The sequence below is a fragment of the Streptomyces sp. NPDC006140 genome (assembly GCF_040628815.1).
Classification (GTDB): Bacteria; Actinomycetota; Actinomycetes; order Streptomycetales; family Streptomycetaceae; genus Streptomyces.
Window position 1 is genome coordinate 685,247 of record NZ_JBEXTS010000003.1, and the last position, 13,037, is coordinate 698,283.

Here is a 13,037-nt window from a genome sequence, read left to right on the forward strand (position 1 = left end):
CGACACGGTCCCTGACAATTGTCAGGATCCTCGGGGGCGACAGAAGCAGAGGGAGAGGCTGAGGCGGGGGCGCCGGGTGCCGGGACAGGGACTCCGCGCCAGGGATCTCGATACGGCCGAAAACCGCTCGACGGCCCCGGCCGCCTCTGTCTACGATCCACGGCGCGGCATCGCGTGCCGGTCACCGGCCGGGTGAGGCATGGAGGCGCCGCGAAGATGCCCGTGGAGGCATTCAACCGTGTCAGTCGAGTTCAACCACACCATCGTCCTGTCCCGTGACCGGGAGAGGTCCGCCCACTTCCTCGCCGGGATCCTGGGGCTGGAGGTCGGGGCACCGGCCGGGGTGTTCCTGCCGGTGACGACCGCCAACGGCGTCACGCTGGACTTCCTCACCATCGACGCCGACATCCCCATGCAGCACTACGCGTTCCTCGTCTCCGAGGACGAGTTCGACGAGGCCCTCGCCCGTCTCATCGAGGCCCGGATACCCATCCAGGCCGATCCGCACGGCAACCACCCGCGCCGGATCAACCGCAACGACGGCGGCCGCGGGGTCTACTTCCTCGACCCGGCGGGCCACGGCATGGAGATCATCACCCGCCCGTACGGCGCCGATCCGTCCTCCCCGCTGAACGGGGTCACGGAGGACGTGCCCGGGGCGGTCTGACCCGGCTTCCCGGAGTCCGCGCGGCGGCTGAACGGCCGTTCAGCCGCCGTCCGCCTCCAGGGCCAGGGGCGCGGGCTCGGCGTCGGTGTCCGGCGCGTGGTCCCGGCGGGGGAGCAGGAGCGGGCTGGCGAGGAGCAGGACACCGGCGAGGGCGAGGGCCGTACGAGGGCCGGTCCGCGCCGCCAGCAGGCCCCACAGGGCGGTCAGGGCCGCGGTGGCCGCCTTGCCGGTGGCCGACCAGGCGGCCAGGGTGCGGGTGACCCGGTCGGCGGGGGTCCGGTCGAGGCGGAAGGTGGCGAACACCGGGTTGAACACGGCGCAGCACGTGATCAGGCCGAACTCGACCAGCATCACCAGCGCCAGCCCGGTCGCGCCGGGGCCGGCGAAGGCCAGACCGACCGACCAGCACGCCCGCAGCACCCCGGCCCCGAGCAGCACCCGGTGCCGCCCGAACCGCGTGACCAGCCGGGGGGCCAGCCGTGAGCCGAGCAGGCCGCCGGTGCAGGGCACGGCGAAGGCGAGGGCGTACTGCCAGGGCGCGAAGCGCAGGTCGTCGACCATCAGGACGAGCAGCGGCGGTGAGGCCGCCATGATCAGGGCGTTGACCAGGACCGTGTTGAAGAACAGCGGCCGCAGGGCCGGATCGGCCAGGATGTGCCGCCAGCCGCCGAGCAGGTCGCCCGCCCGGAGCCGGACCGTGGCGGCCTCGGGCCGCACCGGGCGCTTCTCGCCGTCGCCCATCGCCCGGAGCCCGGCCGCCGAGAGCAGATAGCTCACCGCGTCGGCCACCACGGTCGTCACCGGACCGAACAGCCCGATCGCGGCCCCGCCCAGCGGCGGCCCGGCCATGCTCGCGGTCCACATCGTCGCCTCGAACCGCCCGTTCGCGACCAGCAGGTCCCGCCGCGGCACCAGCTCCTTCAGGAACGCCCCGGCCGACGCGTTGAAGGTGATGTCGGCCGCCGCGACCACCACCGACACCAGCAGCAGCTGACCGAAGCCGAGCCGGCCCAGGGCGAACGCCACGGGGACGCTCAGCAGCACCGCGCACCGCACCAGGTCCGCCGCGATCATCACCGGCCGTTTCCGGCGCGGCTCCACCCACGGCCCGAGCGGCACCGACACCGCGGCGCCGACGGCCGGACCCACCGCCGCCAGCAGCGCCACCTGCGTCGGCCCGGCGTCCAGCACCAGGACCGCGATCAGGGCGAACGCGTCGAACGCCAGCCACGTACCGGCCGTACTGACCGCGTACGCGCCCCACAGCCACCCGAACCGCCGCCCCAGCGACCGTCTGCCCGCCATGCCCGGCGCACACTCCCAGCTCCCGCGGACAACCCCGTGTTGACCGGGAGCCATCCAAGCGAGGACCGGGCGGGCCGGGCAAACAACCGCCCGTCACCCGTGCCACAACCACCCGTTGTGCCACGAGGGCAGGCGCGGCTCAGGGCCTCAGCGCTGGTACAGCCCCACCAGCGTCCCGTCGGCGATCCGCCGCTTCTCGACCTCCTCGTGCACCTGGTCCGCCCGGGGCGCGTCGGGCAGCACGCACGGTTCGGACAGGGCGTAGAGCCGGAAGAAGTAGTGGTGGGCGTCGTCACCCGGCGGGGGATGGGGGCCGCCCCAGCCCTGCTGCCCGTAGCCGTTGACGAGTTCCGTGCCGCCCGGTGGGCAGTGCCCGGCCTCGACGCCGTCGCTGTGCGGGTCGATGCCCACCACCACCCAGTGCGCGAAGGTGCCCGACGGGGCGTCGGGGTCCTCGCAGAGCAGGACCAGTTCGGCCGCGTCGTCCGGTACGCCGCTCCAGGTCAGCGGCGGAGAGACGTTCGGTCCCTCGTACGCGTACCGGCGCGCGATGAAGGAGTGGTCGTTGAACGCGTCGCTGCGCAGTTCGATGCCGGTCATATGCCCCGGAGTACCCTCGCCGCGCCCGGGCATGCGGTTCGGCACCGATCCTCGCGGGTACCCGGGAACCTCTCCGGAGCGAGCCGGAACGAGGCAGGAGACGGAGGAACACGAGGATGTCTCCCCTGGCAGAAGACCCCGCGGCCGATGCCCGCGAGGACCGCCGCGCCCCCGCTCGCACCGCACGGCTGCGCAGCCGCATCCCCGAGCCCGACGAGGAACCGGACCTGCTCGGCCAGTACCTCGCGCAGATCGCGGCGACGCCGCTGCTCACCGCGGAGGACGAGGTACGGCTGGCCCGGCGGATGCGGACCGGTGAGCGGGCGCTGGAGGAACTGGAGCGGGCCGACGCCGGTGAGAGCGACCTCGCACCCGAGCGGCGCGGGGAACTGGAGGAGACCGCCCGCGACGGGCAGGCGGCCAAGGACCACATGGTCCGGGCCAACCTCCGGCTCGTGGTCTCGATGGCCAAACGGCACGCCCACCGCGGTCTGCCCCTGCTGGACGTGATCCAGGAGGGCAACCTCGGCCTGATCCGGGCCGTGGAGAAGTTCGACCACACCAAGGGCTTCAAGTTCTCCACCTACGCGACCTGGTGGATCCGCCAGGCCATCGAACGGGGCCTGGCCGCGCACGCCCGCACGGTACGGCTGCCGATGCACGTCGTCGAGCAGCTGCAGAAGGTCGCCAAGGTCGAGCGGCGGCTCCGCCACGACCTGGACCGCGAGCCGAGCGTCGAGGAGGTGGCCCGGGAGAGCGGCCTCGCCGTGGACCGGATCGGCTGGCTGCGCCGCGTCGGCCGGCACGCCGTCAGCCTGGACACGCCCGTGGACGAGACCGGCGAGACCGTCGTCGGCGACCTCATCCCCGACACCGAGGTGCTCCAGGCGCCCGAAGTCGCCGAGTACCAGGCGCTCGCCGAGGAACTCCGCGAGGCGGTGGGCACGCTCGCGCCCCGCGAGGCCATGATCCTCACCCTGCGCTACGGCCTCCACGACGGCCACACCCGTACCCGGGAGGAGGTCGCGAAGCGCGTCGGCCTGACCCGGGAGCGGGTGCGCCAGCTGGAGAAGGAGTCCCTGGCCCGGCTGCGCGAGCCCGGCAACCGGGAGCGCCTGCTGGCCTGGGCCGGCTGACCCGGCGTCCAGCCTCCAGCGCCGCTCACACCAGTGTCAGCGAGCCGTCGGCCTCCAGCGCCACGCCCACCCCACGGCTGATCCGGTCCAGCGTCGCCCGCAGCCACGCGCGGTCCTCCGGGGGCGCGGGCTCCAGCCGCAGCCGCCGCGCCCGCAGCGGCACCATGCGCAGGCCCGTCAGCCGCCCGCCGTCCGCCTCGACCGAGACCAGGAACGCGAGCCGCAGGTCGTCGCGGTACTCCTCGTACCCGCGAATCCCCTCGTAGTCGTCGACGAAGTCGCCGCAGCCGTACAGGATCAGCCGCTCCCGGTACACCTCCAGCGGGCGGGGATGGTGCGAGGAGTGCCCGTGGACGACGTCCACCCCGCCGTCCACCAGGGCGCGCGCGAACCGCACCTGCTCCCGGGGCACGTGGTACCCCCAGTTCGAACCCCAGTGCACGGACACGACGGTGAGGTCACCGGCCCGCCGGACCTGCCGGACCCGCCGTACGACGGTGTCGGCCGCGGCGGCCGAGAGGTCGGGCAGGTACGCGACGCCCGGCCGGTCCGTCGTCGCCGCCCAGCCGGACGGGATCCCGCTGGAGCGCGCCCCGAGGGCGAACACCAGCAGCCGCCGCCCGCCGGGCAGAGGCACCACCGCCGGTGCGTACGCCCGGTCGGCGTCCCGGCCCGCGCCCGCCGTCCGCAACCCAGCCCGGGCCAGCGCGTCCAGAGTCTCCAGCAGGCCCGGGCGGCCGAAGTCCAGGACGTGGTTGTTGGCGAGGACCGTCACGTCGGGCCGGGCCACGGCCAGGGCGGGCAGGCCCGCCGGGTGCATCCGGTAGTGGATCTCCTTGTCCGGGTCGAACGTGTCGCCGCGCGTCACCGACGTCTCCAGGTTCACGATCCGGGCGTCCGGGGCGGCCTCGGCCAGCACCCGCAGCGCCTCGCCCCACGGCCAGGACGGAGGGACGGGCGCGGGCACCGGGCCGTGTGCCGCCTCCGCCAGCCGGACGTAGGTCCGCGCGTCCACGACGTACGCCTCGCGCAGCGCCGGATCGCCGGGGTGCGCCAGGATCTGGTCGACGCCGCGCCCGAGCATCACGTCACCGCACAGGAACAGCGTCACGACTCCGCCGCCCACGTCTCCACCGTAGGCACACCGGGGCCGGCCGGGTCACGCGTCGACCGTCACCGCACACGACCAGCCGTACGGGTCCGGCCCGATGCGCAGCTCGTTCCACGCCACCGCCGTCGGGATGTCCCCGGTGATCCGCACGCGATCGAGGCCGGTGACCGCCAGCCGGACGTCCAGGCCGCCGTCGGCCTCGTCCGCCTCCACGTCCACCGGCACCTCGCCGTACGCCTCCAGCCGGAAGATGACCTCGTCCAGCAGTGTGGCGAGCAGGTCGTCGTCGCTGGCCTCGGCCAGCCGCACCCGGTCCACGGCGGTGGGCCGCACCCCGGACAGGTCCGCGAAGCACTCCACCATCGCCAGTACGGCCTCCGCCAGACAGTGCTCCCGGCACGCCGCCCACGCCTCGATCCGGATGTCGCCCGGGTGCGGCACCGCCCGGTGCCCCCAGCCGCCCGGTTGCCTCACCTGTCCGCCGTCGTCCCTGTCACCGCCCATGAACATCGGCTGCCCGGGGCAGGCGGACCCATGCAGCGCACGGCACCGGCACCCGGGTCAGACGGGCTCGTCCGCCAGGTAGGGCGGTGCCGGGTCGTACTGGATGTAACGGCGCACCGCCCGCGCGTGCTCCCGGCCGTGCAGCCGGCCCACCAGCCACAGCGCGCTGTCGATGCCGGCCGAGACACCCTGGCTGGTGACCAGGTTGCCGTCCACGACATAGCGGGCGTCCCGGACCACCGTGACATCGCCCCGCGCCTCAAGGGTGTCCTCCCGGCTCCAGTGGGTGGCCACCCGGCGTCCGCGGGCGGGCCCGGCGGCGTGCAGCAGGAACGTGCCGGTGCACACCCCGTGCACCCACGCCGCCTGTTCCGCGGTCTTCCCGATCCAGTCGGTCACCACCCGGTTGTGCAGCTGCGTCTCACGGGCTCCCCGCCCGCCCGGCACGTGCAGCACGTCCAGCGGCGGATGGTCGTCCAGCGTGTGGTCGGGCAGCACCCGCAGGCCCTTGTTGCAGCGCACGGGCCCGGGGTGCTCGGCGACCAGCACGGCCCGGTCGGCGCCGCCACGGAGCATGGCCGAGACGGTGAACACCTCCCAGGGCCCCACGAAGTCGAGCTCCTCGGCATCCTCGAAGACCAGCAGGCCGTAGGTCGTCATACGGGTTCACCTTCCTTGGAGACGTGATGATCGGGGAGTGCGCCGGCGGGCGCCGCCGTGGAGCGGAACCTCGCGCGGTACTCCGACGGGGCGACTCCGAGCCGGCGGTGGAACGTGCGGCGCAGGGTCTCGGCGGTGGCGAAGCCACAGCGGCGGGCGACGGCCTCGACCGGCTCGTCCCCCTCGGTCAGGGCGCGCCGGGCCGCCTCGACGCGCACCCGCTCGACGTACGCGGCCGGCGGCACACCCAGCTCGGCGGTGAAGCGGCGCTGCAGATGGCGCGGGCTCAGCCCCGCGTGCGCGGCGAGCGAGGCGATGTCGTGCCGGGCGCCCGGATCGGCGTGGATCGCGGTGACGGCGGCCCGCACGGGGTCCGTCGCCGGCTGCCGCGACCACAGCGCCACGCTGAACTGCGACTGGCCGCCCGGACGGCGCAGGAAGAGCACCAGCTGACGGGCGACCGCGTGCGCGACCTCCCGGCCCCGGTCGTCCTCCACCAGGGCGAGCGCCAGATCCATGCCGGCCGTCACACCGGCCGAGGTCCACACCCGCCCGTCCCGGACGAAGATCGGGTCGCAGTCCACCCGCACCCCGGGATGCTCCCGGGCGAGCTGCTCCTCCCGCGCCCAGTGCGTGGTGACCCGCCGTCCGTCCAGCAGGCCCGCGGCCGCCAGCAGGAACACCCCGCTGCACACCGAGGCCACGCGCCGGGCACCGGCCGCCGCGGCGGCGATCCAGGAGACCAGCGCCGCGTCCTCCCGGGCCCGGTCCACGCCCCCGCCGCCGACCACCACGAGGGTGTCCGTGCCGGCCGGGTCGAGGTCCGCCACCCCGTGCGCGGCGTGCACGAGCAGCCCGCTGACCGACCGGACCGGTCCCGGCCGGGCCGCCACGACCTCGCAGGCGTACCCGCCCGCGCCGTGGAACACCTCGTGCGGGCCGGTGAGGTCGAGCGGCTGGAAGCCGTCGAAGACGACGAAGACGATACGGCGCTCTGTCACCCCTCCACGCTCCACCGGCCCGGATCATGGCGTCAACGACACACATCCCACAGATCGCGCCATGGGACGTCCGCCGCAGCGGGGGTACCACGGGACCCGGGGGGAGAGGAGGCTCGCGATGATCTCCCGGACCGTCACCGTGCCGGCCGGCGGCGCCGCCCTCACCGGCGACCTGGCCGTGCCCCCGGACGCCCGCGCGGTCGTGCTGTTCGCGCACGGCAGCGGCAGCTCCCGGCACAGTCCCCGCAACCGCGAGGTCGCCGCCGGCCTGCGCACCGCCGGCCTCGGCACCCTGCTCGTCGACCTGCTCACCGAGGCGGAGGAACAGCAGGACGCCCTGACCGCCGAACTCCGCTTCGACATCCCCCTGCTGGGCCGCCGGCTGGTGGCCGCGATCGACTGGCTGGCGCGGTGGCCCGGCACCCACGGCCTGCCCGTCGTCCTGTTCGGCGCCAGCACCGGCGCGGGCGCGGCCCTGGTCGCCGCCGCCCGGCGCCCCGACCGGGTGCGGGCGGTCGTCTCACGCGGCGGCCGGCCCGACCTCGCGGGCGACGCCCTGGACGCCGTACGGGCCCCGGTGCTGCTGATCGTGGGCGGCCGGGACGAGCACGTGCTGCGGCTCAACGAGGAGGCGGCCGGGCGGCTGCACGCCCCGCACACCCTCCACGTGGTACCCGGCGCCACCCATCTGTTCGAGGAGCCGGGCGCGCTCGACCAGGTCACCGAGACGGCCCGGCGGTGGTGCGACGAGCAGCTGCGGACCGCGGCGGGCTGACCGGCTAGGGTCGGCGCCGAGGGACCCGGCGGGCCGCCGCGCGCACCGGGCCCGCCCCGGTCGCCGCGCTCAGCCGCTCACCGGCAGGTCGATCCGCAACCGGGCGCCCTGCCGCAGCAGCTCCCGCTGCACGCGCCGGTACGGCACGCCCCGCGGCCCGTGCCCGTGGCGCACGGTCAGCGCGGCGCACACCCCCGCCGCCTGGCCCGTCGCCATCGCGATCGGCATCACCCGGTACGAGGAGTGCGCCACGTGCGTGCCCGAGATGCAGCGGCCCGCCACCAGCAGCCGCTCGGTCCCCCGCGGCACGAGGCAGCGCAGCGGGATGTCGTAGAAGCTGCCCGCGGGCACCCGCTTCAGGACCGTTCCGGAGCCACGCGGGTTGTGGATGTCGACGGGGTAGGCGCCGTGCGCGACGACGTCCGGGAAGGGGCGGGCGGCCAGGATGTCGTGACCGGTGAGCTGGTAGTCGCCGACGACGCGCCGGGTCTCCCGGACACCGATGTGGGTGCCGCTCTGCACCACGTACGACTCCTCGAAGCCGGGCACGCGGGTGCGCAGGAACCGGTCGATCTCCGCGAGCTGGCGCCGGGCGGTGTACTCGGCCCGGGTCAGGTCCCACACGCTGGTGCCGAGCACCCTGGTCACGCGGGTGCTGTTGACGCTCAGCTCCCGCGGATGCGGGGTCGCGAAGAACAGGATGTCCTCGCGCGGCAGCCGCAGATCGCCGTCCGCCCGGGCCTCCTCCACGAGGTCCCACAGGCCGTGCACCCCGCGCCACTGGTCGGGATGCTCCCGCACGTACGCGGCGAAGTCCGGCCGCGCGAAGTCCGCGACACGGAACATCAGCGTCATCGGCTGCACCAGCCCGTCCTCCGGCCGGCCGATCTCGTACGGCGCCCCGCAGGCCGCCGCGACATCACCGTCGCCGGTGCCGTCCACGACCACGTCGGCGTCGATCACCACCGGCCCCGACTTGGTCTCGAACACCACCCGCCAGCCGTCCTCCAGGCGCAGCGCGGTCGAGGCGAAGGCGTGGAAGAGCATCCGCACGCCCGCCTCGTCCATCATGTCGAGCAGCACCAGCTTGAACAGCTCGGGATCGAAGGGGACCGTGTACCCGGTCCTCGGCGACGGCTTCAGGCAGCCGCCGCGCCCCATGAGCCGGTCCAGCAGCCGCCACAGCACGCCCTGGACGACCGGTTCGCCCTCGCCGTGGTCGGTGGGCAGCAGCCGGGAGTCCTCGCCGTCCTCGGTGAACGCGGCCTGCTTGTGCTCGTTGTGGAACGACATCAGCGGCATGACCAGCGCCGCGGTCGCGTTGCCGCCGAGGAAGCCGTAGCGCTCCACCAGGACGACCTCGGCCCCGGCGTCGGCCGCCGCGACGGCCGCCGCGAACCCGGCCGGGCCGCCGCCCACCACCAGGACCTCCGTCCGGCCGCCGTGCCGGGCGGGCCGGGCGGGCAGGGTGACCGTGCGGGGCTTGCTCGGTTCTTGCAGGATCGGCATCGGTGTCCTCCCGCGGACGGGGCCCCGGCCCCGGCGTCACACGCCCAGCGGGCGCGGTTCGGCAGTGGGCGGACGCGGCGGCTCCGCCTCCGCGCCCGGGTCCGTGGCCAGGGCCGGATCCGCCCCCGTGGCCGCCCCGGTGGCCGCCTCAGCGGGCACCTCCGGCTCCAGGGACACACCGGCCCGGCCGTCGATCCCGTCGAGCAGCACGCCGCAGCGGGCGCAGGTCTCGCGGGCCCGCGTGGACAGCTCCTGGACGCGGGCGTGCAGGTCCTCCCGGCGCTCGGGATACTCGTCCCACAGCCGGTCCACCTCCGCCAGCAGCAGCCCGGCCTGCTCCCGCGCCACGCCCACCAGGGCCGGAGCCCCCATCCGGCGGGCGAAGTCGAAGACCTTCCCCGAGTACGGCAGCGGCAGCACCGGCAGCCCGGAGAGCGCCGCGAAGATCACGAAGTGCAGCCGCATGCCGACCGCCAGGTCCAGATGGCGCATGAAGCCCAGGACCTGCCCCGGACTGTACGAGCCGTGCAGGATCCGCCCCTTGTCGGGAGCGGTCATGTGGGACAGCACCGCGTGCGCGTGCCGTACGTCGTGCCGTTCCATCGGCAGGAACACCACGTGTGCGTCCAGCCGGCGGACCAGGAAGTCGGCGACGTCGGCGAGCAGCGCGTGGTAGTCGCCCTCGTCCAGCTTCTCGGCCGCCCGGCCCGGTTCCCGCACCGACATCCCGACCAGACGCGAGTCGGTGGGCACGCCCTCGTGGCGCATCATCTCGTCGGTGAACGGCTCCGGCTCCAGCAGCAGCGCCGGATCGGCGGTGACGATCACGTCGCGCTCGACCCCGACCTCCTCCAGCACCAGCTTGGACTCCTCGTCCCGCACGACGACGTCGTCCATCTCGGCCAGGACCGTGCGCACGGCCTCCCGGTCGTCGGGCTCCCGCAGCGGCCCCGCGCCGACGGCGTAGGAGAACGTGCGGATGCCGCGTTCCTGAGCGGCCCGGACCAGCCGCAGATAGCGGCGTGCCTCACCGTCGTAGAGGATCCCGCCGCCGCCCAGGATCAGCAGGTCCAGCGAGGCCAGTGTGTCCAGGACCCGGTTGCGGCTGACGCCTTCCCAGTCCACCACCTCGTCGGCGTCCGGGTGATGGGCGCGGGTGTGCTCGGCGTTCCGGCTGAAGACGACCAGGCCGGCGTCGGGCCGCTGGGCGCGCAGACAGCGCAGGACACAGGTCAGGATCGACTCGTCGCCGATGTTGAAGCCGCCGTACGAACCCAGCACGCCGATGCGCGGGCCCGGCCGGGCGGGCTGCGGAGCAGGAGGGGCAGTGGTCATCCGGGTGCTCCCGTCGCGTCGGGGTCTGCTCAGTGGCCCGGGGCGCCACCGGCACGGACAGCCGTGCCGTGCGTACGGTGCGTGCCGTGCGCACGGTTCCGGGTTGCCGGTGCCGCCCGGCCGGAAACACCCCGCGTTCCGAGTGTGACGGAGGTCCGGAAGGTGCGCATTGTCCGGTGAGCCGGGGGTACGCGGGAGCCGGACCGAGGCGCCGGCTGTGGGCGGGAAGCAGAGGTGACCGTCATGCGGTTCCGTGATCGACGGCAGGCCGGACTGGAACTGGCCGGAAAACTCCGTGACCGGCAGCGGGAGGGGGCCCTGCCCGATCCCCTCGTGCTCGCCCTGCCCCGCGGCGGGGTGGCCGTGGCGCGCGAGGTCGCCGGGGCGCTGGACGCCCCGCTCGACGTCCTCGTCGTACGGAAGATCGGCGCGCCCTTCCAGGAGGAGTTCGGGGTCGGCGCGATGGCCGGGGACGAGGTGCCGCTCCTCGACGAGGACGCCCTGCGCCACCTGGGCCTGAGCGAGACCGCCCTGGCCCCCGTCATCGAGCGGGAACGAGCGGAACTGCGCCGCCGCGAGCGGCTGTACCGGCAGGGCCGTCCCGCGCCCGACCTGCGCGGGCGGACCGTGATCGTGGTCGACGACGGCCTGGCGACCGGCTCCACGGCCCGGGCCGCGCTGCGCTTCGTGCGCCGTCAGGCGCCCGAACGGGTGGTGCTCGCGGCGCCGGTGTGCTCGCCCGAGGCCGCCGAGCTGATGCGCGCCGAGGCCGACGAGGTGATCTGCCTGCACCAGCCGGCCGCGTTCATGGCCGTCGGCCTGTGGTACGAGAACTTCGACCAGCTGACGGACCAGGACGTCCTGGACGCGCTGCACGCGCAGCTGTGACCATTTGTTCACCTGGCAGGAGTGGCGAAAATCAGCCACACGGACGACGATGTGCCATCCCCACACCTGCATCAGGAGTAACAAGTGAACGTCTCGCTGTCCGTGTGGCTGCTGACCGTGGCCGCCCTGTGCGTGCTCGTCGCCGTCGACTTCTTCGTCGGCCGCAAGCCCCACGACGTGTCCATCAAGGAAGCCGGGACCTGGACGGTGGTGTGGATCGTCCTGGCCGTGCTCTTCGGGCTGGGGCTCTGGTACTACGGTGGGAGCGGGCCCACGGGCGAGTTCTTCGCCGGGTACATCACCGAGAAGTCGCTCAGCGTCGACAACCTCTTCGTCTTCGTCCTGATCATGGCGAAGTTCGCGGTGCCCTCGCAGTACCAGCAGCGAGTGCTGATGGTGGGGGTCATCATGGCCCTGGTGCTGCGGGCCGTGTTCATCGCCGCCGGCGCGGCGATCATCTCCGCCTTCTCCTGGGTGTTCTACCTCTTCGGCGCCTTCCTGATCTGGACCGCCTGGAAGCTGGTCCAGGACGCCCGCAAGGAGGAGCACGAGGAGGAGTACCAGGAGAACAAGCTGCTGAAGATGGCGGAGGAGCGCTTCGGGGTGGCCGACCGCTACCACGGCACGAAGCTGTTCATCACCGAGAACGGCAAGCGGATCATGACCCCGATGCTGGTCGTGATGCTCGCGATCGGCTCCACCGACGTGCTGTTCGCCCTCGACTCCATCCCCGCGATCTACGGCCTGACGCAGGACCCGTACATCGTCTTCACCGCGAACGCCTTCGCCCTGATGGGTCTGCGGCAGCTGTACTTCCTCATCGGCGGCCTGCTGAAGAAGCTGGTCCACCTCTCCTACGGCCTGTCGATCATCCTCGGCTTCATCGGTGTGAAGCTGGTGCTGCACGCCCTGCACGAGTCGGGCGTGCACGTCCCGGAGATCAGCATCCCCTTCTCACTCGGCTTCATCGTGCTGGTGCTGACCGTCACCACGATCACCAGCCTGCGGGCCTCGAAGAAGCAGCAGCAGGCCGAGGAGGCGGCGCGCCGCGAGGCCGGGTCCCACTAGTCAGCGTGCTGTCGGGCTCTGCGGGGCCTTCGCTCGCGTGAAGCCGTGGCTCCGCTCCACTTTCGCCACATGCAGCGTGTAGCTCTCGTACCACTCGGCTCGCCCGCGCTTCTGCGCCGCGCGGTGCTCGGCGTTGGTCCGCCACTCCGTGAGGGCCTCGGCGTCGCGGAAGTACCCGACGGTGATGCCCAGCCCGCCAGGAGTCTGCGCGTGATCCATCCCCAGGAACCCGGGGACGTCCTTCACCAGGTCTTCCATGCGCGCGTTGGTCTCGCTGTAGCCGCTCTGGTCCTGGGTTCGCACGGTGGTGAAGACAGCCACGTAATAGGGAGGTTCAAAGGCCTCCACAGGTGCGGCAGGCGCTTCCGAGTGATCGCTCATGGCGCCACCGTAGGGCGGCATGCGCCGAGCGATCCAGCGTTTTCCCGCCTGAGCTCTCCTCCAGCTCCCGGAAACGGCCACGAGCCTGCCGGCTCAC

At 73.6% G+C, this 13,037-nt stretch carries 14 protein-coding genes; 5 read left to right on the top strand and 9 right to left on the bottom strand.

Going from position 1 to position 13,037, the window contains the following annotated elements; genetic code table 11:
• Positions 1–238: 238 nt before the first annotated feature.
• Complete coding sequence (locus ABZ386_RS12605; protein ID WP_114256767.1) at positions 239–667, top strand: VOC family protein; 429 nt, start codon at positions 239–241, stop codon at positions 665–667.
• A gap of 39 nt (positions 668–706) precedes the next feature.
• Here ABZ386_RS12605 and ABZ386_RS12610 read toward each other — a convergent pair whose 3' ends face one another.
• Positions 707–1,972 (bottom strand): MFS transporter, encoded by a 1,266-nt coding sequence (locus ABZ386_RS12610; protein WP_356502452.1) that lies wholly within the window; start codon positions 1,970–1,972, stop codon positions 707–709.
• A 147-nt stretch (positions 1,973–2,119) separates the two neighbouring features.
• Positions 2,120–2,572: a YbhB/YbcL family Raf kinase inhibitor-like protein gene (locus tag ABZ386_RS12615; protein ID WP_031121295.1), complete on the bottom strand. Its 453-nt coding sequence runs from the start codon at positions 2,570–2,572 to the stop codon at positions 2,120–2,122.
• A 116-nt stretch (positions 2,573–2,688) separates the two neighbouring features.
• Between ABZ386_RS12615 and ABZ386_RS12620 the strand changes: the two genes are divergently transcribed.
• Positions 2,689–3,708 carry a sigma-70 family RNA polymerase sigma factor gene (locus ABZ386_RS12620; protein WP_358964709.1) on the top strand — a complete coding sequence of 340 codons (1,020 nt, stop codon included), beginning with the start codon at positions 2,689–2,691 and terminating at the stop codon, positions 3,706–3,708.
• A gap of 25 nt (positions 3,709–3,733) precedes the next feature.
• On the opposite strand, the gene ABZ386_RS12625 is transcribed toward ABZ386_RS12620, so the two are convergent.
• Genes ABZ386_RS12625 through ABZ386_RS12640 form a run of 4 tightly spaced genes read right to left on the bottom strand, consistent with a single transcriptional unit; the run spans position 3,734 to position 6,984 of the window.
• Entirely contained in the window at positions 3,734–4,834 is a 1,101-nt protein-coding gene (locus ABZ386_RS12625) for a CapA family protein (protein WP_358964710.1), read from the bottom strand.
• A gap of 33 nt (positions 4,835–4,867) precedes the next feature.
• Complete coding sequence (locus ABZ386_RS12630) at positions 4,868–5,323, bottom strand: archease (RefSeq protein WP_355728018.1); 456 nt, start codon at positions 5,321–5,323, stop codon at positions 4,868–4,870.
• A gap of 57 nt (positions 5,324–5,380) precedes the next feature.
• On the bottom strand, positions 5,381–5,983 hold the full coding sequence (locus tag ABZ386_RS12635) for a DJ-1/PfpI family protein (protein ID WP_351333152.1): 603 nt from the start codon (positions 5,981–5,983) through the stop codon (positions 5,381–5,383).
• Positions 5,980–6,984: a DJ-1/PfpI family protein gene (locus ABZ386_RS12640; protein WP_351333149.1), complete on the bottom strand. Its 1,005-nt coding sequence runs from the start codon at positions 6,982–6,984 to the stop codon at positions 5,980–5,982. Before ABZ386_RS12640 ends, ABZ386_RS12635 begins: the two co-directional genes overlap by 4 nt.
• 118 nt (positions 6,985–7,102) lie before the next feature.
• Between ABZ386_RS12640 and ABZ386_RS12645 the strand changes: the two genes are divergently transcribed.
• Positions 7,103–7,759, top strand: a complete 657-nt coding sequence (locus tag ABZ386_RS12645; RefSeq protein ID WP_356502444.1) for an alpha/beta family hydrolase — start codon at positions 7,103–7,105, stop codon at positions 7,757–7,759.
• Between the two features lie 69 nt (positions 7,760–7,828).
• On the opposite strand, the gene ABZ386_RS12650 is transcribed toward ABZ386_RS12645, so the two are convergent.
• Together ABZ386_RS12650 and ABZ386_RS12655 are read right to left on the bottom strand one after the other, a co-directional pair.
• Positions 7,829–9,268 carry an FAD-dependent oxidoreductase gene (locus tag ABZ386_RS12650; protein WP_356502442.1) on the bottom strand — a complete coding sequence of 480 codons (1,440 nt, stop codon included), beginning with the start codon at positions 9,266–9,268 and terminating at the stop codon, positions 7,829–7,831.
• Between the two features lie 36 nt (positions 9,269–9,304).
• Positions 9,305–10,603: a polysaccharide pyruvyl transferase family protein gene (locus tag ABZ386_RS12655; protein ID WP_355725688.1), complete on the bottom strand. Its 1,299-nt coding sequence runs from the start codon at positions 10,601–10,603 to the stop codon at positions 9,305–9,307.
• A gap of 243 nt (positions 10,604–10,846) precedes the next feature.
• Between ABZ386_RS12655 and ABZ386_RS12660 the strand changes: the two genes are divergently transcribed.
• Both ABZ386_RS12660 and ABZ386_RS12665 read left to right on the top strand, forming a co-directional pair.
• Complete coding sequence (locus tag ABZ386_RS12660; protein WP_355725691.1) at positions 10,847–11,491, top strand: phosphoribosyltransferase family protein; 645 nt, start codon at positions 10,847–10,849, stop codon at positions 11,489–11,491.
• A gap of 84 nt (positions 11,492–11,575) precedes the next feature.
• Positions 11,576–12,559, top strand: a complete 984-nt coding sequence (locus ABZ386_RS12665; RefSeq protein WP_356617713.1) for a TerC family protein — start codon at positions 11,576–11,578, stop codon at positions 12,557–12,559.
• Here the strand turns inward: ABZ386_RS12665 and ABZ386_RS12670 are convergent, their stop codons facing one another.
• Positions 12,560–12,940 (bottom strand): antibiotic biosynthesis monooxygenase, encoded by a 381-nt coding sequence (locus tag ABZ386_RS12670; RefSeq protein WP_358964711.1) that lies wholly within the window; start codon positions 12,938–12,940, stop codon positions 12,560–12,562.
• Between the last annotated feature and the right edge of the window lie 97 nt (positions 12,941–13,037).

Coding starts and splice junctions, on each gene's coding strand:
- ABZ386_RS12610 (WP_356502452.1), bottom strand. CDS start 1,972: ATGGCGGGCAGACGGTCGCTGGGGCGGCGGTTCGGGTGGCTGTGGGGC.
- ABZ386_RS12615 (WP_031121295.1), bottom strand. CDS start 2,572: ATGACCGGCATCGAACTGCGCAGCGACGCGTTCAACGACCACTCCTTC.
- ABZ386_RS12620 (WP_358964709.1), top strand. CDS start 2,689: ATGTCTCCCCTGGCAGAAGACCCCGCGGCCGATGCCCGCGAGGACCGC.
- ABZ386_RS12630 (WP_355728018.1), bottom strand. CDS start 5,323: ATGGGCGGTGACAGGGACGACGGCGGACAGGTGAGGCAACCGGGCGGC.
- ABZ386_RS12635 (WP_351333152.1), bottom strand. CDS start 5,983: ATGACGACCTACGGCCTGCTGGTCTTCGAGGATGCCGAGGAGCTCGAC.
- ABZ386_RS12645 (WP_356502444.1), top strand. CDS start 7,103: ATGATCTCCCGGACCGTCACCGTGCCGGCCGGCGGCGCCGCCCTCACC.
- ABZ386_RS12650 (WP_356502442.1), bottom strand. CDS start 9,268: ATGCCGATCCTGCAAGAACCGAGCAAGCCCCGCACGGTCACCCTGCCC.
- ABZ386_RS12655 (WP_355725688.1), bottom strand. CDS start 10,603: ATGACCACTGCCCCTCCTGCTCCGCAGCCCGCCCGGCCGGGCCCGCGC.
- ABZ386_RS12660 (WP_355725691.1), top strand. CDS start 10,847: ATGCGGTTCCGTGATCGACGGCAGGCCGGACTGGAACTGGCCGGAAAA.
- ABZ386_RS12670 (WP_358964711.1), bottom strand. CDS start 12,940: ATGAGCGATCACTCGGAAGCGCCTGCCGCACCTGTGGAGGCCTTTGAA.